Origin of the sequence: Oenococcus kitaharae (assembly GCF_025758695.1) — a bacterium.
GTDB classification, from domain to species: domain Bacteria; phylum Bacillota; class Bacilli; order Lactobacillales; family Lactobacillaceae; genus Oenococcus; species Oenococcus kitaharae_A.
On record NZ_JANJQP010000001.1, the window covers coordinates 371245 to 395848 of the forward strand.

The 24604-nt window shown below is 42.5% G+C and carries 26 protein-coding genes and 3 pseudogenes; 8 read left to right on the forward strand and 21 right to left on the reverse strand.

What is annotated here, in order from left to right; translation table 11 throughout:
• Window positions 1-33: 33 nt before the first annotated feature.
• The 4 genes from mvk to NRF22_RS01910 are packed head-to-tail and all read left to right on the forward strand — an operon-like array spanning window position 34 to window position 3734.
• A complete protein-coding gene (gene mvk / locus NRF22_RS01895) occupies window positions 34-954 on the forward strand; it encodes a mevalonate kinase (protein ID WP_263778963.1) in 921 nt (306 codons plus the stop codon).
• Window positions 954-1898: a diphosphomevalonate decarboxylase gene (gene mvaD, locus NRF22_RS01900; RefSeq protein WP_263778964.1), complete on the forward strand. Its 945-nt coding sequence runs from the start codon at window positions 954-956 to the stop codon at window positions 1896-1898. Before mvk ends, mvaD begins: the two co-directional genes overlap by 1 nt.
• Window positions 1891-2643, forward strand: a complete 753-nt coding sequence (locus tag NRF22_RS01905; protein WP_263778965.1) for a mevalonate kinase — start codon at window positions 1891-1893, stop codon at window positions 2641-2643. Before mvaD ends, NRF22_RS01905 begins: the two co-directional genes overlap by 8 nt.
• On the forward strand, window positions 2640-3734 hold the full coding sequence (locus tag NRF22_RS01910; RefSeq protein WP_263778966.1) for an alpha-hydroxy-acid oxidizing protein: 1095 nt from the start codon (window positions 2640-2642) through the stop codon (window positions 3732-3734). Before NRF22_RS01905 ends, NRF22_RS01910 begins: the two co-directional genes overlap by 4 nt.
• A 5-nt stretch (window positions 3735-3739) precedes the next feature.
• Here NRF22_RS01910 and NRF22_RS01915 read toward each other — a convergent pair whose 3' ends face one another.
• The 15 genes from NRF22_RS01915 to NRF22_RS01985 form a co-directional block, all read right to left on the reverse strand.
• The gene (locus NRF22_RS01915; RefSeq protein WP_263778969.1) at window positions 3740-5110 is read right to left on the reverse strand and encodes an RsmF rRNA methyltransferase first C-terminal domain-containing protein; all 1371 of its coding nucleotides are present in this window, start codon (window positions 5108-5110) and stop codon (window positions 3740-3742) included.
• A complete protein-coding gene (locus NRF22_RS01920) occupies window positions 5103-6068 on the reverse strand; it encodes a lysophospholipase (RefSeq protein ID WP_263778970.1) in 966 nt (321 codons plus the stop codon). Before NRF22_RS01920 ends, NRF22_RS01915 begins: the two co-directional genes overlap by 8 nt.
• Window positions 6061-8382 carry an ATP-dependent RecD-like DNA helicase gene (locus NRF22_RS01925; RefSeq protein WP_263778972.1) on the reverse strand — a complete coding sequence of 774 codons (2322 nt, stop codon included), beginning with the start codon at window positions 8380-8382 and terminating at the stop codon, window positions 6061-6063. The genes NRF22_RS01920 and NRF22_RS01925 overlap by 8 nt, the downstream gene beginning before the upstream one ends.
• 65 nt (window positions 8383-8447) lie before the next feature.
• The gene (locus NRF22_RS01930) at window positions 8448-8786 is read right to left on the reverse strand and encodes a DUF1831 domain-containing protein (protein WP_007746351.1); all 339 of its coding nucleotides are present in this window, start codon (window positions 8784-8786) and stop codon (window positions 8448-8450) included.
• A gap of 35 nt (window positions 8787-8821) precedes the next feature.
• On the reverse strand, window positions 8822-9496 hold the full coding sequence (locus NRF22_RS01935; protein ID WP_007746347.1) for a 5'-methylthioadenosine/adenosylhomocysteine nucleosidase: 675 nt from the start codon (window positions 9494-9496) through the stop codon (window positions 8822-8824).
• A 14-nt stretch (window positions 9497-9510) separates the two neighbouring features.
• Window positions 9511-9822, reverse strand: coding sequence for a hypothetical protein (locus NRF22_RS01940; protein ID WP_263778973.1), 312 nt, complete (start codon window positions 9820-9822; stop codon window positions 9511-9513).
• 38 nt (window positions 9823-9860) lie between these two features.
• On the reverse strand, window positions 9861-11282 hold the full coding sequence (locus tag NRF22_RS01945) for an NCS2 family permease (RefSeq protein WP_263778974.1): 1422 nt from the start codon (window positions 11280-11282) through the stop codon (window positions 9861-9863).
• 9 nt (window positions 11283-11291) lie between these two features.
• Window positions 11292-11945 carry a histidine phosphatase family protein gene (locus NRF22_RS01950; protein ID WP_263778975.1) on the reverse strand — a complete coding sequence of 218 codons (654 nt, stop codon included), beginning with the start codon at window positions 11943-11945 and terminating at the stop codon, window positions 11292-11294.
• Window positions 11946-12005: 60 nt separating this feature from the next.
• Window positions 12006-12914, reverse strand: a complete 909-nt coding sequence (gene scrK, locus NRF22_RS01955) for a fructokinase ScrK (protein WP_263778976.1) — start codon at window positions 12912-12914, stop codon at window positions 12006-12008.
• A gap of 114 nt (window positions 12915-13028) precedes the next feature.
• Window positions 13029-13805, reverse strand: coding sequence for a matrixin family metalloprotease (locus tag NRF22_RS01960; RefSeq protein ID WP_263778977.1), 777 nt, complete (start codon window positions 13803-13805; stop codon window positions 13029-13031).
• A 90-nt stretch (window positions 13806-13895) separates the two neighbouring features.
• On the reverse strand, window positions 13896-14435 hold the full coding sequence (locus NRF22_RS01965) for a dihydrofolate reductase family protein (protein ID WP_263778978.1): 540 nt from the start codon (window positions 14433-14435) through the stop codon (window positions 13896-13898).
• Window positions 14436-14550: 115 nt separating this feature from the next.
• Window positions 14551-15150, reverse strand: a complete 600-nt coding sequence (locus NRF22_RS01970; RefSeq protein WP_318528696.1) for a type IV toxin-antitoxin system AbiEi family antitoxin domain-containing protein — start codon at window positions 15148-15150, stop codon at window positions 14551-14553.
• A gap of 142 nt (window positions 15151-15292) precedes the next feature.
• Window positions 15293-15622, reverse strand: coding sequence for an AzlD domain-containing protein (locus NRF22_RS01975; RefSeq protein ID WP_263778979.1), 330 nt, complete (start codon window positions 15620-15622; stop codon window positions 15293-15295).
• Window positions 15609-16316 carry an AzlC family ABC transporter permease gene (locus tag NRF22_RS01980; protein ID WP_263778980.1) on the reverse strand — a complete coding sequence of 236 codons (708 nt, stop codon included), beginning with the start codon at window positions 16314-16316 and terminating at the stop codon, window positions 15609-15611. The genes NRF22_RS01975 and NRF22_RS01980 overlap by 14 nt, the downstream gene beginning before the upstream one ends.
• A gap of 161 nt (window positions 16317-16477) precedes the next feature.
• Window positions 16478-16990: a DUF6622 family protein gene (locus NRF22_RS01985; RefSeq protein WP_263778981.1), complete on the reverse strand. Its 513-nt coding sequence runs from the start codon at window positions 16988-16990 to the stop codon at window positions 16478-16480.
• Window positions 16991-17484: 494 nt separating this feature from the next.
• Here NRF22_RS01985 and NRF22_RS01990 point away from each other — a divergent pair, with 494 nt between their 5' ends.
• The 3 genes and pseudogenes from NRF22_RS01990 to NRF22_RS02000 all read left to right on the forward strand — a co-directional run.
• Window positions 17485-18306, forward strand: a complete 822-nt coding sequence (locus tag NRF22_RS01990) for an MFS transporter (RefSeq protein ID WP_263778982.1) — start codon at window positions 17485-17487, stop codon at window positions 18304-18306.
• An 11-nt stretch (window positions 18307-18317) separates the two neighbouring features.
• Window positions 18318-18656: a hypothetical protein gene (locus tag NRF22_RS01995; RefSeq protein WP_263778983.1), complete on the forward strand. Its 339-nt coding sequence runs from the start codon at window positions 18318-18320 to the stop codon at window positions 18654-18656.
• Between the two features lie 96 nt (window positions 18657-18752).
• A pseudogene (locus NRF22_RS02000) lies at window positions 18753-18931 on the forward strand (MmcQ/YjbR family DNA-binding protein); the annotation flags it as partial.
• Here the strand turns inward: NRF22_RS02000 and NRF22_RS02005 are convergent.
• The 4 genes and pseudogenes from NRF22_RS02005 to NRF22_RS02020 all read right to left on the reverse strand — a co-directional run bounded on the left by NRF22_RS02005 (window position 18918) and on the right by NRF22_RS02020 (window position 21796).
• The gene (locus tag NRF22_RS02005) at window positions 18918-19382 is read right to left on the reverse strand and encodes an alpha/beta hydrolase (protein ID WP_412178706.1); all 465 of its coding nucleotides are present in this window, start codon (window positions 19380-19382) and stop codon (window positions 18918-18920) included. The pseudogene NRF22_RS02000 and the gene NRF22_RS02005 overlap by 14 nt on opposite strands.
• 3 nt (window positions 19383-19385) lie before the next feature.
• Window positions 19386-20024, reverse strand: coding sequence for an NAD(P)H-binding protein (locus NRF22_RS02010; protein ID WP_263778985.1), 639 nt, complete (start codon window positions 20022-20024; stop codon window positions 19386-19388).
• An 18-nt stretch (window positions 20025-20042) separates the two neighbouring features.
• Window positions 20043-20906 (reverse strand): aldo/keto reductase, encoded by an 864-nt coding sequence (locus tag NRF22_RS02015; protein WP_263778987.1) that lies wholly within the window; start codon window positions 20904-20906, stop codon window positions 20043-20045.
• A 15-nt stretch (window positions 20907-20921) separates the two neighbouring features.
• A pseudogene (locus NRF22_RS02020) lies at window positions 20922-21796 on the reverse strand (aldo/keto reductase).
• 126 nt (window positions 21797-21922) lie between these two features.
• Here NRF22_RS02020 and NRF22_RS08875 point away from each other — a divergent pair.
• Window positions 21923-22795: pseudogene (locus NRF22_RS08875) on the forward strand (LysR family transcriptional regulator).
• A gap of 275 nt (window positions 22796-23070) precedes the next feature.
• Here the strand turns inward: NRF22_RS08875 and NRF22_RS02030 are convergent.
• Both NRF22_RS02030 and NRF22_RS02035 read right to left on the reverse strand, forming a co-directional pair.
• Entirely contained in the window at window positions 23071-23655 is a 585-nt protein-coding gene (locus NRF22_RS02030) for a LysE family transporter (protein WP_263778988.1), read from the reverse strand.
• A gap of 230 nt (window positions 23656-23885) precedes the next feature.
• A complete protein-coding gene (locus NRF22_RS02035; protein ID WP_263778991.1) occupies window positions 23886-24596 on the reverse strand; it encodes an ABC transporter ATP-binding protein in 711 nt (236 codons plus the stop codon).
• Between the last annotated feature and the right edge of the window lie 8 nt (window positions 24597-24604).

The window sequence follows — 24604 nt, forward strand, 5'->3', positions numbered from 1 at the left end:
CAAAATTTTACCTTTTTTACTACAATTAGTATTATGAATTTCGGATTTGGACAGTCACACGCAAAAGCACATCTCTTAGGAGAACATTCGGTTGTTTACGGTTATCCTGCAATTATCGCGCCATTATTGAGTTTGAATTGTAAAGCAGAGGTTATCAGCTCTGACCAGACATTAATTGAAACAGATAATTTTTCTGGTACCATGTATCAATTGAATTATCGTTTTTCCGGCATCTACAGCCTATTGACCGAACTGCTGAAATTTTTCCAGCAGCCTGATTTACCCTTTAAATTACATATCAAATCAAATGTCCCTTCAAAAAAAGGCCTCGGGTCTTCAGCGGCCTATTCAGTCGCCATCACGAAAGCCTTTTTTGACTTTTTTGATTATCAATACAGCGACGAGGAGGTCTACAACTTTTCTCAAATTGCAGAAAACAAAAATCATGGCAAATCATCGGGCGGCGATACTTATGCAGTTATGGCCGACGGGCCGATTTTTTTTGACAGCAGCAAAGACGCAACTATTTTAAAACTTGACACGGAAGCCTATATCGTTATCGCCGATTCTGGAACAGCCGGGCTCACTTCGCAAGCTGTCAAATTAGTCGCCGATAATTATCACAGAGATCCAAAAAAATACGGCAGTTATTTTAAGGAAATGGGCGCGATTGCCGAAAGCGGCCGTGAAGAAATCATTGCCGGCGATTTAGTTGACTTTGGGAATTTGATGTCCCGCAATCAAAAACTGCTCGCGCAATTAGGTGTTTCTACACCCTACCTGGAACGACTAATTAAAATCGCCATTAAAAATGGTGCACTTGGAGCTAAATTAACCGGCGGCGGCCTAGGCGGCAGCATCGTGGCTTTAGCAAGTGATAAAGGGACTGCTAATCAGATTAAGAGCGCCTTGTCACAATCCGGTGCGACCGGCAGCTGGATTTCAAAAATATAATGACTCAAGCACGCGCCTATACAAATATCGCTTTAATTAAATATTGGGGAAAATCGGACATCACTTGGAATCTGCCAACCAGCAGTTCAATCGGCCTGACTTTAGACCAGCTGTATACCGATACGCGTGTTGACTTAACCGATGATCTCAAACAGGATCTGTTCATCTTAGACGGTCAGCTCGCCAGCAATCCTCGAATTAGCAAAGTACTGGATTTTGTGCGTCAGCAGACTGGCAGCCACAAGTATGCCAAGATCACTAGTGAAAATCACGTGCCGAATTCAGCTGGATTAGCTTCTTCTGCCTCAGCTTTTGCAGCTTTTGCATTAGCAGCCAGCGATAGTTACGGCTTGCCGACTGACCGCCCGTCCCTTTCTCGTCTGGCACGCCTTGGATCTGGTTCAGCCAGCCGCTCTGTCTATGGCGGCTTTTCGATTTGGTATCAAGGGTATGATCATCAGAGCTCTTTTGCACAAAGTATTTTAGACCCGGTCGACTTTGGCATTCGTGTCATCGATGTTTTGACAGACAAAAAGACAAAAAAAATCCCTTCCAGCCAAGGCATGCAGCGTGCCCAAAGCTCGCTTGACTACTCAAATTGGCTTTCACAGAGTAAAATGCAAATCAGGGAAATGATAGCTGCAATCAAAAACAAGGATATTGAAAAAATCGGCCTGATTGCTGAACGAAACGCCATGGGGATGCACGCACTCAATCGCAGCGCTGATAAGCCTTTTGACTATTTTGCCGGCGAGACTTGGGCCGTGATCAATGACATACATCGCCTTTACCATGCCGGTATTCCAGCATTTGCAACGATTGATGCCGGGCCAAACGTTAAAGTGATTACTGATAGCCGGTCTTGTCAAAAAGTCGCTGACCAGTTGAAAAACTTTGGCGAAATTTTAATTCAAAAGCCCGGTCCAGGAGTCGTTCATGTCTGAAATGAGAGTGCCTGGCAAATTAATGCTGGCCGGCGAATATGCTGTCACAGTTCCAAAACATTTGGCGCTGGTGTTTTCGATCAATCGTTTTATCTCGCAGACTAAATCCGAACTCGTCAACCGCCAAGGTGTTAAATACGGCCTTGGTTCTTCGGGTGCCTATGCCGTGCTGAAAACCAAAAGCGACAATCTGCTGCCCCTGTCTGATGACGAATTATTTTATAAAGCACTGGCTTTTTCACGCCAGCAACAGCCTCAAAATTCCGGCGCCGATATTGCTGCCTCGACTTATGGCGGCCTGCTGCTCTATGAAAACGGCCAGCTACCGATCCAGGCGCGTTTTCCAGAATCCTGGCACTTGCTGGTTGGCTGGACCGGGCATCCTGCTGTAACCAGCGAACTTGTCAAAAACAACCAATTGTCACAGAGCTTTATTCAAACTTCCGACCAAATCGTGCGAAACATGTTTACAGCCATCAAAGATCGGAACTTTGCTGCTTTTAGCCAACAGATGCATTTAGCAGAAGACAATCTTGAAAAGCTGACTGGTGTCATGACACAAAAGATCGTCCAAGGTATTCGTGCCGCCAATCGGTGCGGGTACCAGGCTAAAATCTCCGGAGCTGGTGGTGGTGATAATATTATTGCCTTTACAGAAAAAATTGATGATATTCCTAAGATTCAGCAAGAATGGCGGCGGATTGGCATTGTCCCGCTGGATTTACACGTATACTATAAAAAATGACCGACAAAACTCAAAAAATTGAATCCGCGCACGCTCACCGAAAAGACGAACATCTTAGTTTGGCCATTTGGCAGTGGCGAAACAACCGACCCTTTAACGATTTGCGTTATCTGCAATTGGATCGGCCGATTCTGCCTAACGTCGCTGTTAAAGACGTTGACACCTCCGTTACACTTTTCGGCCACCGATTCCAATGGCCTTTTTATATTGAAGCTATGACCGGCGGCAGTCTGAGAACAGGCGCGATCAACCAAAAGTTATCCCAAATAGCTAAAAAATACGATTTAGCCATGGCTGTTGGATCTGAATCGATCGCTATTAAAGAAAAAGAGACACGCAAAAGTTTTTCGATTGTGCGAGAAGAAAATCCTGAAGGTTTTATTTTCGCCAATATCGGCGCTGGCCATTCCGCTCAAGATGCCAAAGAGGCCATTAAGATTGTTGATGCGGATGCTTTGGAAATCCACGTCAACGCGGTTCAAGAGTTGTCAATGAATGATGGCGACCGGGATTTTACGAAATGGCAGTCCAATATCACACAAATCATTGACCAGGTATCAGTACCCGTGATTATTAAAGAAGTTGGTTTTGGCATGTCGCAAACCGCTATTGAAACCTTATCAGCACTGCAGCCGGCAGCTATCAATGTTGCAGGATCCGGCGGGACTGATTTTGGCCGGATTGAAGAGAGACGCAACCGTACTCCTTTATGGCAATTATTTGCTGACGGCCTGGATCCTGAAGATGATGATAGTGAAAACGACAGTGACGACCCAGAAATGGCGGATGTCCTGACAAGCAATGATTACTTGGGAATCAGTACGTCTGATTCATTGCGTTTCGCTAGACAAGCCGACACGCAAACACCGATTATTGCTAACGGTGGCATCACAAACACACCAGAACTGTTCAACGCCTTGGCACTCGGTGCCAAAATGGCCGGTGTGGCTGGCTATTTTCTTTTTCAACTGAGCAAACATCAATTAGGCGAAACGATTGAAAGCTGGCAAAAACAACTGCCGCTGCTTTATGCCATGTATGGTGTCAAAAAAAGCAGCCAAATCGCTGCCTTAAAAGAATTGAACAGATAATTGATTTAATCGTGCAGGGTTGTTCGCAGCCCTTTGGGATAAAAGTTTTTAATCATATGATCTGAATAACGACCGAATGCAAGGCCGTTATTTTTTTTCGTGACAAGAACCCAGCCCTTTTGTAAAGGCACTGTCAGATTCGCAATCACATCGCCATGGACATAAGCTTTTAGCTGATCATCAGATAACTCAAATCGGTTAATTTCAGCACTATCAGCGGGAATTAAGCTCATTGCCAAGGATTGCGAAGGTACAAAACGATTTTTTTTCAGTTGGCCCAATTGCAAACCCAAACGCAAAACACGTAAACCCTTAATCGATGGACAGTCTTCAGGAAACAAATATACGTAATCTGCAAATTCAAATAAACGATCTAAGGGAAAGCTCAGATGGCTTTCTTTGAAAAAAGTTCGGATGACGGGCAGATCTTTTTTATTCAGATTGCTCTTGAGAAGTTTCGTTTGACTGTCAGTTGGCTCGTCAGCCGCTTTGACCAGTTTGGCGACAAAATGACCCTCGCCTTGAAGCTTATCCGGCCACAGGCGCGCTGTTTTTTTCAACTCAGGATTATTGTCAGCCCAATTCGGGCGTCCGTCCTCGATCCCTTCCGGCTTATTTATCGGTAGAAGCTGCAAATCCGGATATTCTGAGAGCAGCCAGGCAATCACCTGCTCGTCTTCTTCCGGAGCAAAAGTACAAGTGGAGTAAATTAATTGGCCGCCAGGTTTGAGCATCAATAAAGCTGATTTTAAAATCTCTTTTTGCCGATGAGCGCATTCGTCATTATAATCCGGATGCCAATAATCGATGGCATTCGGGTCTTTTCGGAACATTCCCTCTCCAGTGCAGGGCGCATCCAATAAAATCTTGTCAAAATAATTGGGAAACAAATCGGCTAACGCGTTAGGTTTTTCACAGGTAACCAGACAATTATTAATCCCCATGCGCTCGATATTCTGGCTCAAGATTTTGGCACGTCCAAAATTAATCTCATTAGCGACCAAAAGTCCCTGATTCTGCATATCAGCTGCCATTTGTGTCGTCTTGCCACCAGGAGCGGCTGCTAAATCTAAGACGCATTCATTGGCCGCAGCATCGACCACACGAGCAACAAATTGGGCACTGGCTTCTTGCGAATAGACCACACCGGTTAAAAAAGCGTCGGATTGACCGGAAATCTTGCCATAACGGCCGTTTTCCGGATTCCAAGATACTGGGTGCTTCTTAGATAAATCGCCGTAATCTTGCAGGTTTTTTAAAGGATTCAGGCGAAAAGCAGCAACCGGTTCAGATTGAAAAGAGGCCAAAAAAGACTCGGCCCGATCGCCTAGCAAATGCTGATATTTAGTAATAAAAGCGGCAGGCAATTTAAGCATTAATGGCCTCTTTAATCTTCGGAAGTAAAATGTCTGCGGCTTGCTGATGGCCGAGTTGGTTTAGATGGACACCGCCGTCGCTGGTCGGAAACTGCCAAGATGTATTTTTGATTAATGTGTAATTCGGATCATAGGATGTGACAACCGATTCAAAGACTTGTTTGAAATTACCATTAAAGGGTTCGACGATGATGATTTTGGCGTCGTGAAAACGTTTTTTTAATTCCCGGAGAAACATTTTCAGCGCAAAGGTAAATTCCTGCTGGTCGGCATCGCCGTCATTGGTTCCCAAATTCACGACCACGCCAGCAATATCATCCCTTTGATCGATCGGGCGTGGCAAAGTCTCAGATAACAGCCAAAGAAAATCCATGGCAGTCGGCGGATAGATTTTGGCATGTTGTGTGATACCGCAGCCACCATAAGCGATCCGGACATTATTCAAATTCAAGGCTTCAGAGACTAAGAAATCCCAGCTTAAATCGGGGCGGTGTGCCGCTGTCGTCTTGTCCGCCAGAATTTTCTGCCCGTTAATAATCGAATCCCCAACAAAAATTAGTTTTTTACGATTTGGCACAGCACCTGTCAGCTGACCATTATGCGTAACCCCTTGCAAACAAAAATAGTCAGTCAGCGTCCATGTCCGTGCTTTTTCATAGCTGATTGCTTGTGTCATGATACGGATTAAATGGTCTTCTTTTGGATCCAGTGACAAAATAATCGGATCGGCTGTCAGTTTTTCGGATTTAAAAACACCGCCATCAAGTGAAATCAGAATACGCGAACACTGGCCATCACGCGTCTTAGCAGCCCAGTCTAGGACAATTTGAGAACATTCATGGCTTTTTAAATAAATCTCAGCACCCAGATTTGTGGTTAGAATGTGTTGATGGTCAGGATCTTCAATCCAACTACCCAAAAAAGCATGTGATTCAATTGTGAGAGGAAAATTAATCATTTTTTAAAAAATCCCTTGGTGTGATGTCTGCCATGCCGATCATCGGATCAATCCGGCCGCTATCTATCAGCTGCTTACTTAATGTGAAAAGCCTCGGTGCAGCAGTCGGAGCTGCAGGTTCTGCCTCTATATTTGTTTCTTTTTGAGCGACTAACGCTTTTTTACCACCCAGAAGGCTAACCAAATTTGTCTGCCGCATCGGTGTCGGATTGTTAATTGCATCCGTGAAAGCCGCTTGACTGCCGATCATAATTAAAGACTTTTCGGCTCGCGTAACGCCTGTATAGACTAAATTACGTGTCACAAAATTATTAAAGGTGCTGGTCAAGACAAAAATCACATTTTTAAATTCACTACCCTGTGATTTGTGGACCGTAGATGCATAACTGAGCCGGAGCTGCTTGATTTCGTTTTCTTTATAAGTGACGAGACTGCCGAGAAAATCGACCGATAGAAAACGTGAGCGGACCGGGCCTTGTAAATGGGCAGCTGTCACATAACCAATATCGCCATTATTGACACCTTTTTCCGGATCGTTTTCCTGCTGCATGACACGATCGCCCGGCAGAAAATCCGCCGACAAATCAACTTGACCGTCACTATCGATCAGAAAAGGCCGCGCCAATTGGTTCAATAAATCCACGAGACGGTTGGTCGGTGTGATAATCTGCAAATCTTCTTTTTTAATTCCCAAGCGCATGGCTGCTGACAAAATCCGATTGATGCCGCGATCCAACTGGTACTCTTCCAAAGCAAAAAAAGACACATCTTTGCTATTTTGAAACATAGCTGGATTAACGATACCTTGTTTCATATCCTGCGACAATAAATCGATGCCGGATCCCTTAGTCTGCCGGTGATTAGTCTGCAGCTGAATTGTGGCAAATTTCTCACTTAAAATTAGATCATTTAAAATCTGACCGGCACCGACTGACGCCAATTGGTCCTTATCGCCGACTAATAATAGCGTACAGTGATTGGGCACGGCACAGAGAAAATGCTGAAACAGTGCCAAATCGACCATCGACATTTCATCAACTACGATCAAGCCCGCCTGAAGCTGATTGCTCTCGTCAAAATCAAAGTAGCCATCAGCCGTTGCACCCAGCAAACGATGAATCGTGACAGCTTCTTTACCGGTCACTTCTGTGATTCTTGCAGCGGCGCGACCAGTCGGTGCTGCCAAAAGAACTGTTTTCTTATGATCCTCTTCATCATTCTCTTGGGATTTAGATGCCGCAGCATGCCATTGATGAATCACTTCTTTGATGACGGTCGTCTTGCCAGTCCCAGGACCACCTGTCAAAATGGTAATCCGATTTTGGAAAACGGATTTAACCGCTGCTAATTGGTCTTTGTCTAAAGCAGCATCGGTCTTGGCAGCTAAGGGCTGCTTGTCTTTGGCTTCAGGAAAGGAAATCAAGCGTTTTAAATCTTTGACAACTGCCTTTTCCAAATTGTAGCTTTCGACAAGGCTGATGCGGTCATCAATCAAAACGATGCGTTTTTTTGTCTTCAAAAGCTGCAGATTCTCTGAAATCTCTTTATCAAAAAATCCAGGATCACTATGTAATAGAGCTGCCACGGCTGCAAACAGCTGTGTTTCAGTCAAATAAGTGCCGCCGTTTTCCTGCTGATCACTCAATAAGGCATAAACGATCGCACCTTGGATCTGAGCTTTTTCGTCTTGAAAATTGTCGACACGTGCCACCTGCTCGGCGCTATCAAAAGTAAAACCTTCAACCTGGCCGATAAATTGATAGGGATTTTCGGCCAGCATGGTCGTAAACATCAGGCCATATTCGTCAAAAAGCCGCTCGATCAAGGACTGGCTAAGGCCATATTTGCCCGTCTGACTAAAGGCTGAAGTTTTTTCCTGATTTTCCAGCAGTCCCTTTTTCAGGGTTGCCAGCTGCTTTTTTGTCAAAGAGAGTGTCTGTAGCTGACTATCATCGCTGGTCAACAACTCGATTGTCTTGCTGCCCAAACTATCAACAACTTTTTCAGCTGTCGTCCGACCGATTCCGGGAAATAAATCCGAACTCAAAAAATCGACCAAACCATCATTATCATTGGGCAGCACCGATTGATAATCCACGACTTTGAATTGCTTGCCATATCGCGGGTGTTCAGTCAGCTGGCCGGAAAACTCGTAGGATTCGCCAACCTTTAAATCAGCGATCTCACCAGTCAGCGTGATCATGGATTCTTCCCAATCGAAATCACTGTCAGAAACCTTCGCCGAAAAAACAGCATAGCCACTATCGCTGCTGACAAAAAAAGACCGTTTTACACTTGCTGTTAATTCAGGCACGTAAACAAGTTTAACGCAAAAAAACAAGTGCTGTTGCGCACTTGTTCCAGAAATAAAATAGATTTTTAAACGGTTTCCAACACATTTCTGTCAATCAGCTGCTGAATTTGATAACGGTACTGTTCCACTAAAGGCTGATCCTGATCGTTTGAGAAAATATCAACATTTAAAGCCTCATTAGCTGTCAGGATCGAAACTTTAAAGCCGGAAACATCTTTAGCAAAGACAAGCTTCAATTTTCGCGAACCCGCAGTGCCCTTTTCAGGCTCCAAGAGTGTCGTCTTGGTCAAAGCGCCTGCATTATTCGGGAAAAATCCCAAATCGCGCAATGTAAATGCCTTAATGGACGGACTGATGCGATATGTCTGATCACCTTTTACTGAAACTGTCTCTGAAAATGCCATAACCCAATTATATCAGCTGACAGGCAGCAAGCATCTTATAAACCTTGAATAAAGTTCAACAATAACTTGGCTGACTTGCGGCCGGCTTCGAGCAAAAACTGATCGAAACTTTCTTGTGCCCCATCATCGGCTGAATCGGAAATGGCACGCAGGACGATGAAAGGTACACCGAAGTCATAAGCAATCTGAGCCACTGAAGCGCCTTCCATCTCGACAGCCATGGCATCAGGAAAATTGGTCACAATCTGTGTCTTCATATTTCCCATGACAAAGGAATCACCAGAAACAACCAAGCCAGTCTTGGCTTCAGGATTAGCTTCTTGAAAATCAGCTACCAGCTTGGCATCTGATTCGTAATAAAGAGGCTTACCCGGCACAAATCCGACTGATCCGGCAAATTTCGTGTTGTAGACATCATGGTAAGCCAGGCGCTGAGCAATCACTTGGTCCCCAATATGCAGACCGCTCGCCAAGCCGCCGGCAGAACCGGTATTAACGACAATATCCGGCTGGTATCGATCCAAAAGAACACCGGTCGCCATGGCAGCTTGCGCCTTGCCGATACCGGATTCAGTCAGAATCACATCTTTTCCGAACATCGTGCCCTGAGAAAAATCTTGACCGCCGATTTGATCGCTCGAAATGCTGTCAAGCGCTGCCAGCAGGTCGCGTTTTTCCTCTTCCATGGGTGTAATAATGCCAATTTTCATGTGATGCGTTCTCCTTAAAGAAAAATAAAGTACAGATACAAAATGATGATCAATATAACCAGCACAGCAATCGCAATGTTCAGACGATATTTGAGCCGATGGATTAAACCTTCGCGAGTCAGCTTGCCGTTTGAACCTAATTGAAATTTGCCGTTATGCGTTAATTTAAATTCCTGCTCATATTCAGGCTGGACTGGAACGATTTTTTCCGGATGAGCTTTCGCATATTGCCGTTCGACTTCTTTTCGCCGGCGCAAACGCTCTTCGACATCCGTCTTCGCGTTCCTTTTGCTGACCCAATTGTTCAGTCTGCTTTTTAGCGACATAAATTAATCATACAGGCAAGCCATGGCAAAATGAAGCTTTAGCTAGCAAAACGGAAGGCAATCAGGATGAAGTTGACTAAAAACATGAGGCTGATGATCAAAACAACCGGATTGATTTGTTTGAACTTGCCGACTGTAATCTTGACCAGAATATAGAAGATAAAACCAGCCGCGATTCCATAAGAAATCGAGTAGGACAAAGCCATGAAAATCGAGGTAAAGAAGGATGGCACAGCAACTTCGAAATCATCCCACTGGATTTTCCTCAGCTGACCCATCATGGAAATACCAACAACAATCAAAATTGGCGCAGTGGCTGAAGTCGGAATGACTGAGACAAAAGGTGCCAAGAAGATTGTCAGCAGGAAACCAATGGCTGTCACAATGTTAGACAAACCAGTACGTCCACCGGCAGCAATACCAGAAGCAGACTCAATGAAAGTCGTCGTATTGGAAGTGCCGAGAACACCTGCAGCTGTCGTTGTCACAGTATCAGCCAGCAAGGCGCGGTCCATACGTGTCTTGAATCCGCTTTTATTTTCAGCGAATTCTTTTTGATCAGCGGCAGTAAAAATCTGAGTCTGTTCGCCGATACCCAGCAAGGTACCAATGGCATCAAACAAACCAGTCAAGCCCATGGCAAAGACTGTTGCTAACGTCAAAAGAAAATCATGCCAATTATTGAAAAGTGTTGGCATACCCTGGCCACCAAAACCAGAAAAAATCAATTTCGAAAACTGAGAAAAAGTCTGTGAAAGTGATTGTGTCCATTCAATATGGGTGCTGGTAACGCCCATAGGAATACCGATAATCGTGGTCACAATCATGGAAATCAAAAATGCACCTGGTACTTTGCGCAGCAAAAGCACAATTAAAATCAAAACACCTAGAAGAGACAGAATGACGGCCGGCTGGTTAAAGTTGGCCATCTCGGGCGTCACACCGCCGTTTCCAACCATGGAAGGTGTTCCCCAACCTGTAATAATATTGGCTTTATCAATAATAAAATTGATGAAACCGGCGTTTTTCAAACCGATGTAAGCCACAAAGAGACCAATACCACCAGCGATGGCAGCTTTTAACTCTTCAGGAATCGCCTTAACGATTGCCCGACGGCCGTGACTTAAAGTAATCACCAAATCAAAGACACCGACCAAAAAGACAACTGCCAGAGCCTGCTGCCACTTAAAGTGGAAACCGAAGACAATGGTATAGGTAAAGTAGGCTTGCATCCCAATTCCTGGAGCAAGTGCGAAAGGCAGATTGGCAAATAGGCCCATGAAAAGCGTTCCGATCGTTGAAACAATGATCGAAGCTAGGAAAATGCCTTGTTTGGGCATGCCAGTCTGACCTAAAATCTGTGGATTTAGAAAGAAAATATAGACCATTGAGAGAAAAGTCGTAATCCCTGCGATTATCTCTGTCCGGACATTCGTGTGATATTTTTCAAGCTGAAACATGATTCTCCTTTAAATTAATGTTGTGCTTCCCTTGCTGTCGACATTTTCCAAATATGCTGCTTCATTATAGGCGGCAATATCAAAATGCTGGTCGTCACTGGTCTGGATAATTGAAGTCGATGTATTTTTCAAGCTCGTGAGGTGTTCGTTGCCGGTCAAAGCCTTAATACCAAGCTGACTGATCGAGCCATGCGAAAAAATCAAGATATTCTGACCGTCCGAAACCGTCTGAAGGCGGCGAATAATGCCCGCTTTAAAACGCTTGCGGGCTGCCGTGAATTTTTCAATCCCGAAAGCCAGCAATCGCGGATCGTCGCGACGATGAATCAGAGCGTCAAAAAGCTCTGGGTATGCAGTCTTGACCTGTGTTCTGGTCAAGCCTTCCCAATCCCCAAAACCGACTTCCCGAAAATCTTCGTCATCAACAATCGGCGCCTTGCCATATTTTTTCGTATGCGATAATGTCAGCTCGGCCGTTACCCTTGCTCGCCTGATCGGACTGGTGTAAATGGCTGCAAAATCGAATTTATCGAGAAACACAGCCAAATCCTCACAATCTTTTTTACTCGACTCCAAAAGCGGCGAATCACCGTTTGCACCCTGAAAACGCGATTCCAAATTCCATTCCGTCCGCCCATGTCTCACAATAAAAATCCGTTTCATAGTATTTAGAATACAATTAAACTTACCGAAATAGGAACTGGAATAACGAAAATTTGACGCTTAAGCCCTTTCATCAGATTTTTCAGCATTTCGCAAGGCAAACATCGCCAAAGCAAAATCACCATAAGTCGCCGAACCGTTATTCTCGATTGCTGGGTGAACAATGTAATCATCCAAGGCTGGTACAGTCAGATAATCATTATTCATCAGCTTAAACTGCTGACGTGTCTTTGCTAAAAGGCCTGGACGGCTGGAGACAGAACCGCCGAAAATAATTTTGTCCGGACGAAAATCCAGTGTGGCAGACCAAGCTGCCTGTGCCAAATAATAGGCAATAATCTCCCAGACCGGATCATCATCGGCAATATCTTCGCCCTTAATACCGGTTCTGGCAGCTAACGAGGGGCCGGAAGCTAATCCTTCCAGACAGTCGCCATGAAAACGGCAAACGCCAGGAAAATTAATGTCATCGGGATGTTTCCTCAATAGAATATGGCCCATTTCCGGGTGAGAACGGCCGCCAACAAATGAACCGCCCTGAATCACGCCTGCACCAACACCGGTGCCAATCGTGAAATAGACTAGTGTCTCCTCTTTGGGTACGCCGCCGAATTGATACTCGCCGTATGCAGATGAATTGACATCGGTCGTGAAGAAAACCGGGACATTGATGGTGGCTTTCAGACTGCCGACAAAATCAAAATCAGACCAGCCGACTTTGGGTGTTTTTGTGATAAAACCATAATCCGGCCTGTTTTCCTTGATACCGATCGGCCCAAAAGAGCCGATTCCGATCGAAGCGACGTTGAACTTTTGAAAAAAGGCAATCGTTTTTCCCATTGTCTCGGCAGGATTGGTCGTCTTAAAAGTCTCCTGATCAATAATATTAAAATCATCCCCGGCCACAGCACAGACGAATTTCGTGCCGCCAGCCTCGATCGAACCCAGTAATTTATCTTCGGTTAACATAACTACTTCCCCAATTTTTAGATTTAACAAAACTATTCTACCCGACTTTTATCTGGATGTTGTTAAACGCTTAATAATTTTTTTGGGCAAACAAAAACCGGTCTCAAACCGGCTTTAACTACGTGTATAAATTGCTCTCAAACCTGCCAAATCACCAGGTGACAGCTGGCTTTTCCCTTGGTCGATCGGATACATGACCGAATCGCGACTGCTGCTATGCCCCAATCCTAGTGCATGCCCTAATTCGTGAACAGCCACGGATAGCGAGAGCGACTGCTGATAACTCATATTCAGGCTGGCCATGCCATGGTTATAAGCAGTATTTGCGATACCATAACGCTGAATAATCTGCGGGCCGCCACGGCCGAGCTCGATCGTTCCGAGTTGTGAGACCGGACCGTCATCTTTCCAATAGTCAGCAAATACGACACTATTCTGCGTGCCGGTCGCGTTGCCCGGAATCAGGCGGACAATCCCAGTCGCATTATAGATATTGACGGCTCTTTGAAAAAGTTGTTGGGCAGCTTGCGGCAAACCAGGCTGAAAACGATAGTAATAAACATTGCTTAAAGGCACGCCAGCAACAATCGACTCGACAGGTGTGGCATTTGGGTCAGTAGGCACTTCTGTATTTGCTGAATTCTGGCCGCTTGCTTGGCCAGTGGACCCTGAATCAATCGTCGGCAGGCTAGGCAGATTGAATCCCTGACCCTTCTGCCCCAGTGCCAGCGTCAGCCGTTTCCAGGAATCATTGAGCTGAGAAGCGATCGAATCTGTCGACTGGCGGACGACTTGATTGCCGTTGCCTGGCAAAGTAATGTAATTCTGATGTACCAAAAAAGTACCAGCTGCCAGTCCGGCAAACAGAATAATTGTTAATTTATGTCTCACTAATAATCTCGTCTGTGGCTTTAATTACAGCCCTTTATACGCTATGAAAATAAAACTGACATAAAAACGGATTCCTATATCTTTTTTAGGTTACTCTCTTTTCAAATGTAATTCTGTCAACTGGTCAATTCGTTTAATGCCGATTAGTGACAGACGTTTTTCATAATCTGCTTCTTCAAACAATCGCTTACCCCGACCAATCAGGATAGGTGCGATTTGGATCCAAAACTCATCAATCAGGTCTTGTCGAACCAGTTGCGTCACGATTGTGCCGCCGCCGACAATCCAGATATTTTTACCCTTAGCTGATTTCAAATCGCTGACAATAGCTGGGGGATCGCCAGAAACATATCGCCCGCCATCAGCAACTGAACCAGTCTGACTGCGTGAAAAGACGATTTTCTCTTTTCCGGGAAACATGGGCGTGTCCCCAAGTATTTTGTGCGTCTCTTTATAAGTTGTATTGCCCATAACGACCGTGTCAATGCCGGCCTCAAAATCCACAATGCTATAATCCGGGTCCAATTCTGTGTCAAACAGCCACTGCAGACTATCATCTTCTCGAGCTAGAAAACCATCAAGACTGATCGCACCGTAAAAAAAGACTTTTCTCATCGTTTTGGAGGTCATGAGTCTATTTTACCAGCAGCGAAATTAAGCTGTAGCCGTATAAAAAATACTTTCTTCGCCATGGCAAGGTTTCGCACATTTCTTAAAAATTGGTCCTTGCTGGCAAACGAAATTCTCACAATAAAACCGCCATATAATTTTCGATCTCTTCCTTTACTTTGAATAAGTCTGCATACTCAATTAATCTCAAAAGATTTTTTTTTGGCATTACAGCGTAGTTTCTCATGGCTTGTCCCAAGGTTTCAGCGTCAGTGTGATCTCTTTTCCTGATAATGTCGCACAAAGTTCGTTCGATGTTATAAGTTTTGACAAGATGGCCTCCTGGACTCTTCACTTTTTCAATGCCAATGCTATAAAGCCGTTCAATTTGCCGATACATCTTCACTTGGGTATTCTGGCTTGCAGAATGAGGATTCGACATCGGAAAATTCATTTCGTAGATTTCAGGAGTTCGATCAATCATACCGTGCAAAAAAAGAGCTGTGTCTTTGAAATAAATTCCCTTAGGGAAACGGTACTGTAATCCAGCTAAATTATCACCAAATTCTTTTGGATCGATGAAAACCCCAGGATCTAATTTTTCGATCTGATTGGCTTGTGCCATCCGATAAAGAACTTTCTTAGAAAGACCAATGGATTCAACATCTGCGATCGTTACCTGTCCATGGTGCTCGCGTATAAAACGCCATATGATATCAGCCTGCGTCATCAGCATTTCTCCTTTTGTATTTTGTCACTATTATGTACATATTATATCATATAGTGTACATAATAGTGACATTTATGCTGCGCTTGTGCTTGCGGGCAATCATTCATAACACTGAAATGATACCTGTCAGGCAGCATCTCAAAGTTAATTAGAAGCCGAAAATCCGTAACAGCATTAAGGAAAGTACACCGACTAGCACGATTATCAAAAGACTTTTACTTAAAATTGCCGATAGAAAAGTCGGCACGGATGCCAAAGCATATGGGAGATTGATTTTAGGCAGATGCCCCATATGTGCAGTGAAGAGGCTGCTAAACCAAAGCGTTGTCATAATCACGATTGGGACAAAAGACAGAAACTCTACGACTTGTTTTGGCAATTGAAAATGTTTCAGCAAAACAAAAGGAATGATACGGGAAAGCCATGTCGCTAGGCCGCAGCCCAACATTGTCAACAAAATAACGTTAGAAGAAGGCATGCTTGACTAAGACCCCCAAAGCACATCCGACTAGTGCTGTGACGACAATCACGAGACTGGCCGGTAGAATAATCATGGAAACATAGGTCAGCAGCATCGTCATTAAGATGGCTAGCAGCTGCAATTTTTTTGACATCGATTTGTCTGCGAGAACCTGCAAATACAATAAACCAATGAACATCGCCAGCAGCGCAAAGTCCAAGCCAAACCTCCTCGGACTGCTGATAATATTGCCTAAAAGTGCACCGGCTAAAGTCGACAGCACCCAAGTCAAATAAGCAATCCAATTAGAAGTATTCAGCCATTCAAAAGACAAGCGGTTTTGCGTGTAATTCAGTTTATTCATACTCAAAGCAAAGCTTTCATCAGTCAGCAAACTACCAATCTGCAAATTTTTGGCCATGGAATCTTTTTTAAAAAAAGCAGACAGGGTCGTACTCATTAAAATCATTCGGGAATTCACAAGAAAAGTTGTGAGAACAATCGAACTGACCGGGTTGAGTGCTGTCAGCATACTCACGGTCGTAAATTGAGCTGAACCTGCATAGACAAAAGCTGACATCAGCACAACAATCCAGACTGCCAAGCCTGACGTCCGGCCAATCACACCAAAAGCCAAACCAATCCCGATGTAGCCAAAAATGGTCGGCAGAGTGTCTTTAACTGCAGCTTGCCAAGTAAGCTGATCATTCATTTCTGCCCTCCCAGTTTAAAATCACTATCAATGCTTGAAAATTCATAATGTAAGTCCTCAGGCATTTGCCTGTTTATACATTCAATCCACGCGTGAAAAAATGAACTTGGGTTCATGCTAAACAAGGTCATCCGAAAAGTCAAGCGATTGTCAAAATAGATTCAAAGTGCCAGCTGCCTTTTGGCTTGCATGCTTTTAAATATGCCGCCAAAGAAAAGACCGATTGTAAAGCCGCAAATGCAACCGTAAAAAATGTTAAAGGGCAAATTCGCATACAATCCAGGCTGCGTTGCCAGGATAACGTTTAATAGGTATTTAACCAAGAAATTAGATAGCATAATGATTATTGGTAGACGGCTGCCCTCTTGGATCAGCAGTCCATCGTGATCAACGTGAAATCGGCGATTTTTATACAAATAATAACTAAATAAAAATCCCGGAACTAATGCACCAATATAGAAGCTTAATAACACATTTGGGCTTTGAAAACGGTCGACAATGGTATTGAGGCCCCAGATAATGAAAATTACCGGCATAAGACAAGACCGTCCTACAGACACAGGACTCTCGGTCATTAAAGCCCTACCGCGCTTGATTAAAATGAATAACACAATCCACACCCAAAAAGGCGTGTGGCGAATGATTTGAAAAATAATTCGCAGAATAGTTGCCATGCTTGAGTTCTCCTTTAAAAATCCCTTGACTTGCTATGCTGATTGTCAGTAACACACTTATATTTGGGCGTGTGCCTGACCATGAGCCTGGAATCATCATAGGAAAAATTTTCAGAAAAAGGACAACCATTTTGTTAAGCGGTGCTTTTAAGCCTTTAAGCGGCAACTTTTTTGTTATGAGTGTTGCTTATCACCAGTCTGCATAAAACCCGTCATTTATTCAATCGATAAATGGCGGGTTTTCATTTTGAAAGCTTTTGATTGTTTTAAATTAAATTAGTTCTATCCCCTTTGGGCTATAGAATTTTTTGCAAAATCATTCAAGCATGGAAAGCTGAAATACTACTTCTTTAATTATAAATAGTTATAGAATGAGAATAACTGTGAAAGAAGGTTCTCATGAACTCTGAAATAATCAGGGCGTCAAAAATTCAGATTAATAAAGCTGTGATTTCTGACTTCCTAAGGGGCACTAGTATCGAAATGTTTTCATCGTGCTTGGCCTCTTCATTTTAAGAGAAACAAATTCCGCTCTAGGCTTCGCGCTGACTGAATTTTTGGGACCTGTTTTGGGAATTATTTTTACGCCTGCCATGGGAAGCTTGATTGATTCTCACAAACATAAGCCTCTAATCATTTCATCTCAAATTTTTAGTATCTCTCTCCTGCTGATCTTTCTTTTTGTATTCCTATTTTTACCGCAAGCCCGCTTCATTGCAATCATTTTGATCAGCGGCATCCTATCAGTTATCAATGATTTTCAAAACACCTCTTATGAGAGCTCGACAATCAACATGGTTGGTCCAGCTTTTTTACAAAAACTGACAGCTTTAGAAGATAGTGCCAGCAATATCTCAAGCATTGCAGGCCCGATCCTGGCAGGTTCAATTTACGCTTTTGTGTCGATTCCATTTTTTGTGGTAACAGAAATTTTAGTCGAAATCATTGTTATTTTTCTCATCTTTTCGATGGACTTCGAATTAACTAACCAACAGGTGATTGAAAGCAGTGATCAAAATGATGGCGGCCAATCGAACTGGCAGTTGTTTAAATTAGGCATCAGCTATATTGTCAACCATAAAAATTTAAGTTTCATCATGATCGTAGTCATGCTGGTCAACTTCTTTATGACTTGTTTAATCATTGGTCAGCCCTTCATTTTGATTCATTATTTCCACGTCAGCAACTTCAATTATGGCTTGCTGAGCGCAGTGACGAGTATTGGCATGATTGCATCAGGAATTACCTTAAGCTTTTTGCCCGAAGCCAAAAACCAGTCAAATATACCTTTATCTTCGGCCTACTATTTGGTGTAACGATTTCTTTGATGGCAGTTCCAGTCTTGTTAGGCAACCACTTCTATTTATTAGCCCTCATTGCATACGCGCTGATCTCCTTGATACTCGGAACAATGTTGTCAGCAGCTAATATCCCCATTAGTATCTATTTTAAAAAATACATCCCAGAAAATTATCAAGGACGCGTCATGACAGTTTCAAATGTCCTGGGCCAGTTTCTGAATCCTGTCGGATTAGTAATCTATGGAGTTATTTTCGATCACGCTCAGGCCGCTGACATTTTCTTTTGGAGCGGATTAATTTCCATGATCATTGTTTTAATGTACTCATCGAGGCTGAGAGGAAAAGCTCAAAAGACCACGAATTAACATGTCTCAATACATTTTTTAATACGTGGCTTGGGCATTCCGGTACTCATCTATACTATGATTTTATTAGAATTCAGAATCCTGAGGAACATCCTTATGGCAAACATATCAGTGAGAACTCGAATTGAACACTTCCAAGACTTTGGTAACCATTTACCACACGCGAAAGTCTATTATCGCGAAGATTGGGGGACGCTGTATTTTGATTTAGCTGGAAAAATGTTTGGCGTCATGTCCCCTACGCCACTGACAATGCGACGATCACACTAAAGGGCCGGCTGGAATAACAAACGCTGGGTAAAATAGCACCAAGCCAGCAATTTGTTGAAAAATTTCGTCAGTAGCAATTGCGGACACGGCACCGCCCTGACTTTCGCCAAAAAGAAACAATCGATTATTATTAACATAATTCAAGCTTTGTGCAAACCTAATTACTGTTAATAAATCGTTTTTTTCCGAAAAGATAGACATTCTTGTAACAGATACGCTACTTTTGCTTCTGTTACTTCGACCGCTAAAATCAAAAACGATACTAACAAAACCATTATTGGCCAGTAATCGTGCGTATTCTGCCACATCACGATATGTTTCACCAAGCCCATGAGACAAAATTATCGTTGGCTGCGATTTTAAATCATCTTGTCGGTAACTAACGCCATATAGAACATTGCCTCCGCACTCTATTTGCAGCGTTTCCGCTAATGACTTCTGCAATATTTTCTCCACTTACTAATAAAAACTCGGTTTGGTAAATTCGGTATTAGGTTCACCTAACCCCAAACTTTCTCGATGGTAATCTTCCTTATTACTCAGTAGATCAACCACAAATTGAGCAACTGCTTGACGAGTAACTTGAGCCTCCTTAAATGGTTCGCCTTTCTTCGTCACATGAACTGCAATATCATTAGTTTTATTGTAAAGCCAAGTAATCCTCAAAATGATATAGTCTAAATTACTTTTTTCTATCAAATCTGCGGAATCTTTATAACTCGTTTTCCAAACAAGTCCTGTATTTTGCCGATACCATTTCTGAAATGGACCAGCAACTTCTTGATAAAGATCAGGCACATTCGCGGAAATAAAGCGTTTTACCCCAGTTGATTCCAAGGCATTCACCAAACCCAAAATAATATCTGGTCCTGCTACAAAACTTAAATAAACTGCATCAACACCGATTAGTGATGCTCTAATTTTGTCAAATTCTCTAAAATCACCGTCAATAAACGTTACTCGCGATGATTTTAAAGTTTCCAACCGTGACGAGACGCTGTGACCATATAAAACTAAATCATAATCCGTTTGGTCCAGCAAATTCCTCGCGATCATCCTTCCAATTTGACCCGCAGCACCTAAAATCAATACTTTCATGTCTCTCCTCACCTTGCCTTAATCATTTGTGTGAACATTGATGGCGGTCAAAAGTTGTGCTTCGTTAGCGGCATCATCTGGATCGTAGGTACCTTTTCCCGTGTCCAAAGCCCGTATTTCAGTCATTTCATCTTCAGTCAATTTAAAATCAAAAATATCAAGATTGCTTTTGATGCGCTCAATATGAGTTGATTTTGGAAGAACAATTGTGCCTGCTTGATTTTCAAAACGCAAAATAATTTGACCAGCATTCTTCTGATATTTTTTGGCAAGCTTCTGAATAGTCTGTTCCTGCATTAAATTTTGATTTCCCTGACCCAACGGCGCCCAAGCTTCTAATTTGACATCATCATTGAATAATAATCGCCGTAATTCCTTTTGTTGAAAATATGGATTGAACTGGACCTGGTTAACGGCAGGAACAACTTCAAACTGTGGTATTAATTTTTTCCAATATTTCGGAGTCATATTAGATACACCAACGGAACGAATTTTGCCAGCTTTCTGTGCTTCTACTAAAGCTTGCCAAGCACCTGCAACATCACCATATGGCTGATGTAACAAATACAAGTCGATGTTATCAAGTCCCAGTTTCCTTAAAGAGCGGTCAATTCCTTTTTTAGCTGCTTCATAGCCATAATCCTGTAACCAAAGTTTGCTAGTGACCCAAATTTGATCACGAACAACACTGCTGTCTCGGATGGCCCGCCCCACTTCTGCTTCATTAAAATAGGCAGCAGCAGTATCTATATGCCGATAACCAGCCGACAGTGCGGCACTAACCGCTTGATAAGTTGCGCCATTATTAGGAATCAAATAAGTACCAAAACCAATCGCCGGAATTTCTTGGCCATCATTTAATTTTATTTTTGAGATATCCATAAATTTTCGTCTACCTTAATTATCATTCTTCAACTGCTTCAAACTAGAACCAAAGATTTGCTCAATCGCAATGGGATCACGATGATCAAAAAATTAGCTTTCATGTTTATCCAGTTGAGCAATAGTTTGCATATCTTCATCAGTCAGCTCAAAGTCGAAGACATCCATATTTTCTACCATTCTATCAGGATGAACTGACTTAGGAATAACAATAATTCCCCGCTGTAATAGCCAACGCAAAATAACTTGGCCAGACGATTTGTCATATTTTTGACCAAGTGCAGCCAAAACATTATTTGCAAATATCTGGTGCTTACCTTCGGCAAAGGGCGCCCAAGTTTCAACACGAATGTCCTCATTTTGGATAAAAGTGGCATCGTCGACCTGCTGGTTCCATGGATTAACTTCAATTTGATTAACCGCTGGTTTAACTGACATTGTTAATGCCAAATTCTTTAGTTGGTCAGGATAAAAGTTCGAAACACCAATTGCACGAATCTTCCCCCTCGATAAGCTTCTTCTAAAGCACGCCATGCGCCCATGACATCACCAAACGGCTGATGTAACAAATAAAGATCAATATAGTCCACGCCAAGACGATTCAGAGAAAGGTCTATCCCGGCTTTAGCACGCTCATAAGTAAAATCTGAAACCCACAATTTTGAAGTAACAAAAATATCTTCACGTTTCACACCGCTTTTGCTTATAGCACGACCTACCGCTTCTTCATTCTGGTAAGCTGCTGCTGTATCAATCATGCGATAACCCGTCTGCAATGCAACGGAAACAGCCTGTTCGCATTCAGCTAAATCAGGTACTTAGAAGACGCCAAAACCTAGCTGGGGCATTTCAATCCCATTATTTAATTTAACTGTTGGTATATCAACCATACTAAAATTCTCCTTTTCTGAATTTCATCTGATGATGATGGTCTAATTATCCAACAAAAGAAGGTGCTTGAAAATTACTACTTAAGCATGCTAGTATACGTTTAATGTATACTAGAAGGTTGAAATATGGTTGATAACTACTTATGGCAAGAACTAGCAGCTTTTGCAAAATACGGAACATTTGCCAGGACAGCAGAAAAACTGCATATAACACAACCAACAGTCACCCGCGGCATGCAAAAATTGGAAAATGACTTAGGTGTTCAATTGTTTGCTCGGCAGCCTAATAGGATCAGTCTGACGAAAACGGGTGAGTTAGCAGCCTAAGAGGCCAAAAAAATTCTCAAAATTAATAGTCAATCAATAGAAAGAATTCAGAATTTCGATCGGAGCCAGCAAACTATCACAGTCGGTGGCACGATTCCAGGTCCGTTAATTTTATTAAGACATTTGCAGTCAAGTTTACCTGTCCAAGTCAAAATTATGGATCAGCTGCAACAACAAAACATTCTTAGTTTACTAGGCACCAGAAAATTCACATTAATTTTATCCAATCAAGCAATTCTAACCGAGGATATCGAATCTCGTTATATTGGTAATGAGAATCTGTCAGTGAATTTAAATCAATTCATGTATCAAGCTAGCCAATCTTCTGTCACCTTTCAAGAATTAAGAGGGCTTAGTTTTCTGGTTCTCACCAATATTGGCTCGTGGAATAAGATTATTAATCAGAATATCCCCGAAACAAAATTTCTCTACCAACAGCAACAGGAAACATTCTCCGAAATTACTAAATATTCTGATTTTCCTTTTTTTAGTACGAATCTCTCGGATTTGAATCCAACATTCGAACAACTCCAGAATGATGAAGACAACCGCGTAAAAATTCCGATTACTGACAATGATGCCCACATGACAATTTATGGAAGCTACTTAAAATCGCAACGGCAGTCATTAAACAATGTTCTTGAAAAAATTATCCAAAACTGGCCTAAGTGAGTATTGTGTGACAAAAATTTAGGAAATCAGCGACAAAAATGTTTCTGGCAGCATATAACTTCTAATATCAGTGTTTCACACAAATTCTCAAAAAATCTCTGTACTAGATTAATTAAGATTAACGTGCCGTTAACGTAGCATCATTCTGATACTCTTCCACTCGTCATATACATCACAGCTCACAAGTTAAGAAACAGGAATCGCTAGTTTCTTAACCATGGCAAATTTAGCGCGATTTATCCGTCATTTCGTTAATTATCCAAAATCTTCAACTTTCATTGCCACATTTCCACCGTTGCATAAAGCAGTAAGACTGCCAGTATAATGTTCAGCACACGTTCATGACGCAGGAACAATCGCTGAAACAGAGAGCCCGCACCGGCCCAAAGCAAGTTGCAAACAGCTGTGATCAAACACATCACGATGCCGAAAATAATAATCAGAAGGCGGTGGTTCTGAAAAAGAGGGATTAAAAAGGAAATATAGCCAATTAAAAAATAAAGGATCACTTTGACGTTTGTCAGATTTAAAAGCATGCCTGCCCAAAATTGTCTATTTGACGACACTATTTTCTGTTTCCCACGTGCATCGCTCTTTGTTCTGAAAAGGTTCATGATCAAATAAATCAGATACAAGGAACCGAGGATTTTCATCAGCAAGACCGCCGTGGCAGAGATCGATTTTAAAAAATCAGTAAAAAAGAAAGCCAGAAAATCCAAGATAAAAAAACTGACAAACAGACCGTTTAAAAATGGCATCGAGCCGCGAAAACCGTGCTGCCTGCTTTCTTGTAAAGCCATCAAATTATTCGGATCAGGAGTAATCGCCATGATGATACTGTAAGAAAAAAAGCCGAACATTTTGATGCCTCCCTATTGATAAATGGCTCCACTATAACACGATGAGTATGTGCGCACTGATTTGTTATCAAATAATCTCCTGAGTGTTTGTCTACATCATTGGTTACCCGTCACTTTAAAAAAATTCTGCGTGGATAATGATCAAATAACTTAAATTTCGTGCTCCTCTCCACAAAAAAAGAGCAGCCAACAATGCGACTGCCCCTTTATTTACTTTTATAAAAATGTTTTTAGTTTATCAAAACTGCTGGAGGTTTATCATCTGAAACCTTATCGGGTGAATTTTTAACAGTAAATTGTCGATTTTCTAGCATAATCTTCACATCCGCCATATCAGCTACCTTTTGGTCATGAGTGATCATGATAACAGTTTTCTTTGATTGATGAGCAACGCGCTGGAAAATCTCAGTAATCTCTTTTGTGTTCTGCTCGTCTAAATTACCGGTTGGTTCATCAGCTACTACGATTGGTGCATCTACAGCCAAGGCGCGTGCAATCGCCACACGTTGCTGCTGGCCACCTGATAGTTTTTGCACGTTTTTCGTTGCCAATTCTCCTTCAATACCAACAGAAGCTAATAAATCTATCGCGTACTGCCGATTGCCTGCATGTTTTGATTTCGTGATTGATAGAGCCGAAACAACATTTTCTAAAGCGGTCATATAATTCATCAAATTATAGGCCTGAAAAACGACCGTCACGTCTTGATTTCGATATTTAGTCAAACCGATTTTACGAATGTCTTTACCGTTATAGCTGATCAGACCAGATACAGGTGAATCTAGTCCAGCTAGAAAACTGACAAAGGTTGTTTTTCCGGATCCGGATTCCCCAACAATTGCATATAGTGTGGCAGGATCGAATTTCAGACTGACATTTTTGTATAGGTAATCATCTGGATGGTTGAAATAATGTGTTAATTTTTGAACAGTTAATGTCATGGTTTTTC